This is a genomic window from Sabulibacter ruber (assembly GCF_017355955.1).
GTDB classification, from domain to species: Bacteria; Bacteroidota; Bacteroidia; order Cytophagales; family Hymenobacteraceae; genus Nibribacter; species Nibribacter ruber_A.
The window spans coordinates 1-553 of the sequence record NZ_JAFFID010000020.1 but is presented as its reverse complement, the minus strand read 5'-3'; the positions used below and the strand labels follow the sequence as shown (position 1 = coordinate 553).

Sequence of the window (553 nt, the reverse complement as noted above, 5' to 3'; positions counted from 1 at the left end):
GCGAAGTAGATCTCCTTGTCAATGGCGGCGGGCAGCACGAACCCCTCGTTGTAGTCGGTGTGCTCGCCGATGAGGTTCACCCGGCCCGCCGAGCGGATCACGATCGGCTCCCGACTGTAGAGTTTCTGAAAGGTGGTGATGATGTCTTGAACCATGGATGGTTATATCTTTTGAGTAATATAAATGTGTGTACTAGCTTCTATTTCGAGGCTATTTTCCAGAAAACAGGTCTAAATCAGGTAGATCACTTAACCGCTTTCAGGTTTACTTGCCCGGTCTGCAGGCCTTTGCCTTTCACGGTCAGCTCCAGGTCCCCTGCCTCCTCCGTGGACTGCACCAATACCACCAGTTTGCCGCTGAAGAGCCTCATGGTGGGCAGGTGGAACCGCTCCAGCGAGGTGGGGTCCCCGTTGGCGGCCGCCCGGTACTTCCCTTTCCCTTTCACCTGGAAGTCAAGCCGGTTTGTGGCCGTGGGGCAGGGGTTCCCGTCTTTGTCCACCACCGACACGGTCACGAAGGAGATGTCCTTCCCGTCGGCGGAGATCTGCGTCCG

At 56.8% G+C, this 553-nt stretch carries 1 protein-coding gene and 1 pseudogene; both read right to left on the bottom strand.

The window, feature by feature from the left end; all coding sequences use genetic code 11:
• Nucleotides 1–155 (bottom strand): galactokinase family protein (locus tag JT719_RS24265; RefSeq protein WP_207436380.1); only part of this gene is annotated, 155 nt, incomplete at its 3' end.
• 89 nt (nucleotides 156–244) lie between these two features.
• Nucleotides 245–553 (bottom strand): annotated as a pseudogene (locus JT719_RS24260) (beta-galactosidase); the annotation flags it as partial.